Origin of the sequence: Micromonospora sp. ATA51 (assembly GCF_016802855.1) — a bacterium.
GTDB lineage: Bacteria > Actinomycetota > Actinomycetes > Mycobacteriales > Micromonosporaceae > Micromonospora > Micromonospora sicca.
The window spans coordinates 1-7,043 of record NZ_JAEVHJ010000332.1; the positions used below are offsets into that span (position 1 = coordinate 1).

The window sequence follows — 7,043 nt, forward strand, 5'->3', positions numbered from 1 at the left end:
GCCGTGCCGGCGGCCGTCACCACCAGGCCGCGTTGCCGCAGCTCCTGGTACGCCCGGGCGACGGTGGCCGGGCTCACCGCCAGCCCGGTGGCCAGGGCTCGGACGGCGGGCAGGGCGTCGCCCGGGGCGAGTGTCCCGCTGCGGATCCCACCCTCCACGCTGGCCGAAATGGCGGCCGACGTCGACCCCTCGATCTGATAATGTGCTGCCACAGTTCACAGATTGTACTAGAACAAAGGTGGGATGTCGCATGTACCCCCGCACCGAACGGACCACCGCCAGCCGCACCCGCGACCGGATGAGCTACGACCAGACCGCCGCGCACGCCGTCCTCGACGAGGCGTACCACTGCGCGCTGGGCTTCACCGTGGACGGTGAGCCGCGGGTGCTGCCCACCCTGCACGTCCGCGTCGACGACACCCTCTACCTGCACGGCTCCACCGGCAGCCGGCCGCTGCTCGCCGCCCGGGGCGACGCCGGGCTGCCGGTCTGCGTCGCGGTGACCCTGCTCGACGCGCTGGTCTACGCCCGTTCCCAGTTCAACCACAGCGCCAACTACCGCTCGGTGGTCGCCCACGGCACCGCCCGGCTGGTCACCGACGAGCGGGAGCGGACCGCCGTGCTGACCGCGCTGGTCGAGAAGGTCGCCGCCGGGCGCAGCGCGGACAGCCGGCCACCGAGCCGCCGGGAACTCGCCGAGACGGCCGTGCTGGCGCTGCCGCTGCGCGAGGTGTCGGTCCGGACCCGCACCGGCGGGGTCAACGACGACCCCGCGGACCTCGACCTGCCGTACTGGGCCGGGGTGCTGCCGCTGCGGCTGACCGCCGGGCTGCCGGAGCCGGCCCCCGGGGTGACCGCGCCGCTGCCGGCGTACCTGCGGCCGGCCCGCTCGGCCTGGCTGGAGCCGGTGGTGCTGCGCGGGGAACACGTCGTGCTGGAACCCCTCGACCTCGCCCACGCCGAGGAGCTGTTCGCCGCGCTCGACGACCCCGAGGTGTGGCGGTACGTCGGCAGCCCCCGACCGACGAGCGTGGCCGAGATGGCCGGCCACGTCCGGGCGGCGCTGGCCGACCACCAGCGTGGCGTCCGGGTGCCGTGGGTGCAGCGCTGCGCGGCCACCGGGGCGGTGGTCGGCACCACCTCCTACTACCACCCCGACGAGGACCTGCGGTCGGTGGAGATCGGCTACACCCAGCTGGGCCGGGCGTGGTGGCGCACCGGGATCAACACCGAGGCGAAGCTGCTGCTGCTCACCCGGGCCTTCGAGGAGCTGGACGCGATCCGGGTCACCTGGCAGACCAGCACGCTCAACGAGCGCTCCCAGCGGGCCATCGAGCGGCTCGGGGCCACCCGGGAGGGCACCCTGCGGGCCAACCGGCGCCGCGCCGACGGCACCTGGCGGAACTCGGCGCTCTATTCGATGCTGGCCGACGAGTGGCCGAACGCACAGGTCAGCCTGCGGGAAAGGCTTCGCCCGGCGGCATCGGTGGCGTGATGATGGCGGGCGTGCTGGGCATCACCGACATCTGGACGTACCTGCTGGGGACCGTGGCGATCATCCTGCTCCCCGGGCCGAACTCGCTCTTCGTGCTCTCCACCGCCGCCCGGCGCGGGGTGGGGGCCGGCTACCGGGCCGCGGGCGGGGTGTTCGTCGGCGACTCGGTGCTGATGATCCTCTCCGCCGCCGGGGTGGCGTCGCTGCTCAAGGCGTACCCGCCGCTCTTCCTGGTGATCAAGTACGCCGGCGCGGCGTACCTCGGGTATGTGGGGTTGACGATGCTTCGCGGCGCCTGGCGGCGCTGGCGCGACCGCAACGACCCGACCGCGCCGCGGCTGATCGACGCGGCGGAGCCGGCGGCGCTGCGCAGCCCGTCCCGCAAGGCCCTGGTGATCAGCCTGCTCAACCCGAAGGCGATCCTCTTCTTCATCTCGTTCTTCATCCAGTTCGTCGACCCCGGGTACGCCTGGCCGGCGCTGTCGTTCCTGCTGCTCGGCCTGATCGCCCAGGTGACCAGCGCGCTCTACCTGACCGCGCTGATCTTCGCCGGGACCTTCCTCGCCGCCCAGTTCCACCGCCGCCGCCGGCTCGCCGTCGGGGGCACCACCGCGGTCGCCGCCCTCTTCCTCGGCTTCAGCATCAAGCTCGCCACCGCCTCGGTCTGACCGCGCGGCGGTCAGGTGCCGTCACCGCCGCCACCACCGATGCCGCCACCGCCGGCCGTGCCGCCCAGCCCGTACCCAGGCGCGACCGGCTCGTCGGGGTGGCGGCTGACGTGGGCGGACTCCCGGATCGCGCCGGACCAGTCGGCGTGCGCGGCGGCGGCCGCGTGCCGGTTGATGGCGTGCCGCAACCAGCCGTCCACGGTGGCCACCCAGTCCCGCCGGTCCTGGCCCGCGTGCCAGACCCGGAACCGGCTGATGCTCTGGTGGGTGACCCCGGCCAGGGAGAGCCGGCGGTCCAGCCAGAGCAGCACCTCCAGCCCCGCCGCGTTGGTCACGAAGATCAGTTCCAGCTCGGTGATCGGGCCGGCGTAGAGCGGCGCCACCCAGTAGCCCAACCGCTCGTGCAGGGGCAGGGTCTGCTCCACCCCGGGCAGCCGGCCCTGCTGCAGCCCCGCCTGCCGCAGCACGAAGCCGAGGGTCTCCAGCGCGGCGAGGATGTGCTGCTGGGTGGGGAGCGGGTGGACGAAGACCGGCACCATCGCGCCCTGGTCCAGGTCCGGATCCACCGACACCTCGGTACGCAGGCCGGTGCGCAGGCCCATCAGCGGCACCCCGCCGAAGATCGTCGGCGGGGTCTCCCAGGGCAGCGGCAGCGCGAAGTCGACCGCCCGGCGGCGTCCCGCGGGCACCACGAACCGGCCGGCGATCGGCACCTGGTGATACTGCACGAGGCGGCGCGGCGAGCCCGGATCCTCCGGCTCGGCCTGGGCGACCAGGCCGAGCCGGACGTGCCGGACCGGTACATCCTCGCCGCCCGCGGCGAGCGTCACCCGCCCCGGCAGGCGCAGCCCCGGACGGGTGCTCGGGTTGGTCAGGGTGGTGGTCACCGACAGTCCGGTCCAGCCGGACTGCGCGGACACCCCGGTCAGCCGCACCGCGCTCCCCCCGTCGCCGCCTGGCACGGCTTTTCCCCGTGGGCGGCCGGTCAATCAGCGCATGCGCCGGCCCCTCGGCACCGGGTCGGTCTCGTCGTCGAACTCGCCGATGACCTCCTCGAGCAGGTCCTCCAGGGCGACGAAGCCGATCGGCCGGGTCGGGCCGCCGCCGTTGCTGACCAGGGCCAGCTGGGCCTGCCGGCCCCGCATCGCCGCCACCGCCTCGCTGACCGAGGCCCCCCCGCGCAGGGTGAAGGCCGGGGTCATCAGCTCACCGGCGGTCGCCGTCCGGCCGGTGGTGACCGCCCGGACCGCCTCCCGGACGTGCACCAGGCCGCAGACCTCGCCGCCGGCGTCGAGCACCGCCAGCCGGGACCGGCCGCTGTCCCGGGAGACGTGCTCGATCCGCTCGGCGCTGTCGTCCCGGCGGACCGTGACGATCCGGTCGAACGGCTCCATCACCTGCGCCACCGTGGTGCCCTGGAGCTCCAGCATGCTGGTCAGCATCCGGTGCTGCTCCGCGCCGAGCAGCCCGTGCTCGCGGGACTGCTCCAGTAGGATGCGCAGCTCGTCCGGACCGTGCACCATGGCGAGCTGGTCCTGCTGCCGCACGCCGACCAGTCGCAGCACCAGGTTGGCCAGCGCGTTCAGCGCAGAGAGCACCGGGCGGGCGACCCGGGCGAAGGCCCGGAACGGCAGCGCCAGCAGCGTCGCCGAGCGCTCCGCGTCGGTGATCGCCCACGACTTCGGGGCCATCTCGCCGACCACCAGGTGCAGGAACGTCACCAGGCCGAGGGCGAAGAGCAGTGCCACCAGGTGGCTCACCGCGTCCGGCAGGCCCACCGCGTGCAGCAGCGGGCTGAGCAGGTGCTCGATCGCCGGCTCGGCCAGGGCGCCCAGGCCCAGGGTGCAGAGCGTGATGCCGAGCTGTGCGCCGGCCAGCATCAGCGACAGCTCGCGGACGCCGTCCAGCGCCGCGCGGGCCGCCCGCCCGCCACCGGCGGCCTCGTGCTCGAGCCGGTACCGCTTGGCGGCCACCAGGGCGAACTCGGCGGCGACGAAGAAGGCGTTCAGCGCCAGCAGCACCACGGAGAAGAAGAGCGCGAACCCGGGGCTCATGCCGCCTGCTCCCCACGTTCGACCCCGGCCATCCGGAGCCGGACGGAGTCGGCGACGTGCCGGTCCACGGCCAGCACCTCGACCAGGGCCCGCTCGGCGTCCGGCTCCTCGCCGTCGACGGCGAGGCTGATCTCCAGCCGGTCGCCCACCTCGGGCACCCGGCCCAGCTCCCGCATGACCAGCCCGGAGAGGGTGTCGTACTCGGGGGCCTCGGGCAGCGCGATGCCGGTGCTGTCGGCGACCTCGTCGATCCGCCAGCGGGCCGGCACCACCCAGGAGCCGTCGTCCTGCCGCGCCGGGGCCCGCTCCGGCGGGTCGTCCTCGTCGCGGATCGGCCCGACCAGCTCCTCGGCGATGTCCTCCAGGGTGATCACGCCGGCGAAGCCGCCGTACTCGTCGACCACGCAGGCGAGCTGCCGGTGGCCGACCCGGAGCCGGTCCAGCACCGTCGGCAGCGGCAGGGTCTCCGGCACCAGCAGCGGCGGAACGGCCACCGCGGCGACCCGGGTGGTCCCCCGCTCGGCGGGCGGCACGCCGAGCACGTCGGCGATGCCGACCACACCCACCAGGTCGTCGACGCCCTCGGCGCCGCGGACCGGGAAGCGGGAGTGGCCGGTGTCGAGCAGTTCGACGACCCGGCTGACCGGCTCGTCGGCGCGTACGGTGTGCACGTCGACCCGGGGCACCATGGCCTCCCCGGCGGTCAGCTCGCGGAAGTCCAGGCCCCGGTCGAGCAGGTCGGACATCGCGGCGTCGAGACTGCCCTCCTCGCGGGACTCGGCGATGATCTGCTCCAGGTCCTCCGGGGTGGCGCCGCCGGGCAGTTCCTCGATCGGCTCGATGCCGAGCCGGCGCAGCAGCCGGACGGCGGACCGGTCGAAGAGGGTGATCACCGGGCCGGCCAGCTTCAGGTACATCAGGGTGGACCGGCTCAGCGCCCGCGCGAGGGGCTCGGCGCGGGCGATGGCCAGGTTCTTCGGCGCCAGCTCGCCGAGGACCATCTGCACCACGGTGGCGATGATCAGGGCCAGCACCACCGACAGCGGCAGGCTGACCGCGGTGGACACCCCGGCGAGGCCGAGCAGGTCGGCCAGCCCGGCGCCCAGGTACGGCTCGGCGACGTAACCGACCAGCAGGGCGGTCACGGTGATGCCGAGCTGAGCGCCGGAGAGCACGAACGACAGCCGGCCGGTCACCGCCAGGGCCCGGGCGGCGGCCTCGTCGCCGGAATCGGCGAGCTGCTTGAGCTTGCCGCGATCCACGGCGACGTAACCGAACTCCTGGGCCACGAAGTAACCGGTGGCGGCGGTGAGCACGATGATGAGTACGAGACCCACGACGATCAGCACGGGAGGTTCAGGGCTCCCGGGGTCGTCGGGGCGGGGAGATGCCGGGCATGACCCGGCTGGCTACTGCTGCCCTCCTGGGCAGAGGAGTCGATCATCTGCCCATTTTATCGGCGCTGCCTGGACGCCCGCTGAGGGTGGCACAGTTGTCCGGTTCCACCCGGTCAGCGCCCCGCCAGCTCGTCCGTGTCGAGCAGGGCTCGGTCGACCCGGCCCGACCGGTACGCGGCCCGGCCGACCATCTGGGCGGCGACCGGCACGGTGGCCAGTTGGAAGACCACGACCAGCGCCAGCATGCCCAGGTCCGAGGGCGTACGCAGCCGCAGCGCCACCCCGGCCAGCAGCAGCAGCACGCCGAGCACCTGCGGCTTCGTGGCCGCGTGCATCCGGTCCAGCACGTCGGGGAAGCGCAGCACGCCGATCCCGGCGGCCAGGCTGAGCAGGGCCCCGGCGGTCAGGCAGGCCGCGCCGAGCCAGTCGGCGAGCACCCCCATCACGCCTCCTCGCGGACGGCGAACCGGACCATGGCCACCGAGCCGACGAAGCCGAGCAGGGAGAGCACCACCAGCACGGGCAGCGTGGTGGCGTGCCGGTTGACCGCCGCCTCGGCGCCGACCGCGCCGAGCATGGTGGAGAGCAGCAGGTCGGCGGCGACGACCCGGTCCAGCAGGGACGGCCCCCGGTAGATGCGGGCCAGGGCGAGCAGGGCGGTGACCGAGAACAGCACGGTCAGCACGACGGCGAGGAGCGTGGTCACGGGTTCTTCCTCCGGTCGACGGGTTCGGTGCGCAGCTGGCGTACCTCGGCGGGCGAGCCGATCGCGCGGACGAGGCGCCGCTCGACGGCGAGGATCCGGTCGCGGCTCGCGGTCAGGTCCCGCGGGCCGCGGACGTCGAGCACGTGCGCGTAGAGGACACCCTGGTCCCGGTCCACCTCGACGATGAGGGTGCCCGGGACCAGGGAGATCACCTCGGCGGTGAGCGCCAGGTTGAGGTCGGTGCGGACCCGCAGCGGCACCGCGATGATCGCGCCGCGCGGCCGGTAGCCGGGGCGGACGGCGATCGCGGCGACGCGGACGCTGGCGCTCACCAACTCACCGGCGAAGGTGACCGCCAGCACGAGCAGCGCCCGGGGGCGGAGCCGGCCGCCGAAGGTGACCGGGGGCAGCGGGAAGAAGATCAGCACGGCGGCGCCGACGACCAGCCCGCCGAGCAGGTTGCCCCAGGTCACGTCCCCCCAGAGCAGCAGCCAGGTCAGCACCAGCCAGCCGAGGGCGAGGGCCTGGTCCCGCCACCGGCCGCCGCGCCGGAATGCCGCCGGTCGGGCGCCGTCGTGACCCGGCGGCGGACCGGACGGGCCGGCGCCGCGGGCCGGCGGCGGACTCTTGAAGCTGGCCTGTCAGAGCGGCAGCTGTACCGGCTGCGCGATCACGGGCTCATCGAGCCTGTCGGACGGGGGCTCTACCGGCGACATGACGCGC

At 74.3% G+C, this 7,043-nt stretch carries 9 protein-coding genes and 1 pseudogene; 3 read left to right on the top strand and 7 right to left on the bottom strand.

The genetic code is table 11. The features are described from left to right. Nucleotides 1-212 (bottom strand): GntR family transcriptional regulator (locus tag JNW87_RS31980; protein WP_238454956.1); only part of this gene is annotated, 212 nt, incomplete at its 3' end. A 38-nt stretch (nucleotides 213-250) separates the two neighbouring features. On the opposite strand from JNW87_RS31980, the gene JNW87_RS31985 reads away from it, so the two are divergent. Continuing rightward, entirely contained in the window at nucleotides 251-1,495 is a 1,245-nt protein-coding gene (locus JNW87_RS31985) for a bifunctional pyridoxamine 5'-phosphate oxidase family protein/GNAT family N-acetyltransferase (RefSeq protein WP_109799639.1), read from the top strand. Then, on the top strand, nucleotides 1,495-2,163 hold the full coding sequence (leuE, locus tag JNW87_RS31990) for a leucine efflux protein LeuE (RefSeq protein WP_109799640.1): 669 nt from the start codon (nucleotides 1,495-1,497) through the stop codon (nucleotides 2,161-2,163). The genes JNW87_RS31985 and leuE overlap by 1 nt, the downstream gene beginning before the upstream one ends. Nucleotides 2,164-2,174: 11 nt before the next feature. Here leuE and JNW87_RS31995 read toward each other — a convergent pair whose 3' ends face one another. The 6 genes and pseudogenes from JNW87_RS31995 to JNW87_RS32020 all read right to left on the bottom strand — a co-directional run. Then, nucleotides 2,175-3,098 (bottom strand): sporulation protein, encoded by a 924-nt coding sequence (locus tag JNW87_RS31995; RefSeq protein WP_109799641.1) that lies wholly within the window; start codon nucleotides 3,096-3,098, stop codon nucleotides 2,175-2,177. Between the two features lie 54 nt (nucleotides 3,099-3,152). After that, on the bottom strand, nucleotides 3,153-4,217 hold the full coding sequence (locus JNW87_RS32000; protein ID WP_109799642.1) for a hemolysin family protein: 1,065 nt from the start codon (nucleotides 4,215-4,217) through the stop codon (nucleotides 3,153-3,155). Next, nucleotides 4,214-5,566, bottom strand: a complete 1,353-nt coding sequence (locus JNW87_RS32005) for a hemolysin family protein (RefSeq protein WP_109799643.1) — start codon at nucleotides 5,564-5,566, stop codon at nucleotides 4,214-4,216. The genes JNW87_RS32000 and JNW87_RS32005 overlap by 4 nt, the downstream gene beginning before the upstream one ends. Before the next feature lie 161 nt (nucleotides 5,567-5,727). Continuing rightward, nucleotides 5,728-6,057 carry a monovalent cation/H(+) antiporter subunit G gene (gene mnhG, locus JNW87_RS32010; RefSeq protein WP_109799644.1) on the bottom strand — a complete coding sequence of 110 codons (330 nt, stop codon included), beginning with the start codon at nucleotides 6,055-6,057 and terminating at the stop codon, nucleotides 5,728-5,730. Next, nucleotides 6,057-6,320 (bottom strand): monovalent cation/H+ antiporter complex subunit F, encoded by a 264-nt coding sequence (locus JNW87_RS32015; RefSeq protein ID WP_109799645.1) that lies wholly within the window; start codon nucleotides 6,318-6,320, stop codon nucleotides 6,057-6,059. The genes mnhG and JNW87_RS32015 overlap by 1 nt, the downstream gene beginning before the upstream one ends. Beyond that, a pseudogene (locus tag JNW87_RS32020) lies at nucleotides 6,317-6,853 on the bottom strand (Na+/H+ antiporter subunit E); the annotation flags it as partial. The gene JNW87_RS32015 and the pseudogene JNW87_RS32020, both read right to left, overlap by 4 nt. A gap of 42 nt (nucleotides 6,854-6,895) precedes the next feature. On the opposite strand from JNW87_RS32020, the gene JNW87_RS41770 reads away from it, so the two are divergent. Continuing rightward, the coding region (locus tag JNW87_RS41770) for a type IV toxin-antitoxin system AbiEi family antitoxin domain-containing protein (RefSeq protein ID WP_375373574.1) at nucleotides 6,896-7,043 on the top strand (148 nt) is incomplete at its 3' end.

Excerpts from the sequence above, each read along its gene's own strand:
- JNW87_RS31985 (WP_109799639.1), top strand. The coding sequence starts at position 251 with ATGTACCCCCGCACCGAACGGACCACCGCCAGCCGCACCCGCGACCGG.
- leuE (WP_109799640.1), top strand. The coding sequence starts at position 1,495 with ATGATGGCGGGCGTGCTGGGCATCACCGACATCTGGACGTACCTGCTG.
- JNW87_RS32000 (WP_109799642.1), bottom strand. The coding sequence starts at position 4,217 with ATGAGCCCCGGGTTCGCGCTCTTCTTCTCCGTGGTGCTGCTGGCGCTG.
- mnhG (WP_109799644.1), bottom strand. The coding sequence starts at position 6,057 with ATGGGGGTGCTCGCCGACTGGCTCGGCGCGGCCTGCCTGACCGCCGGG.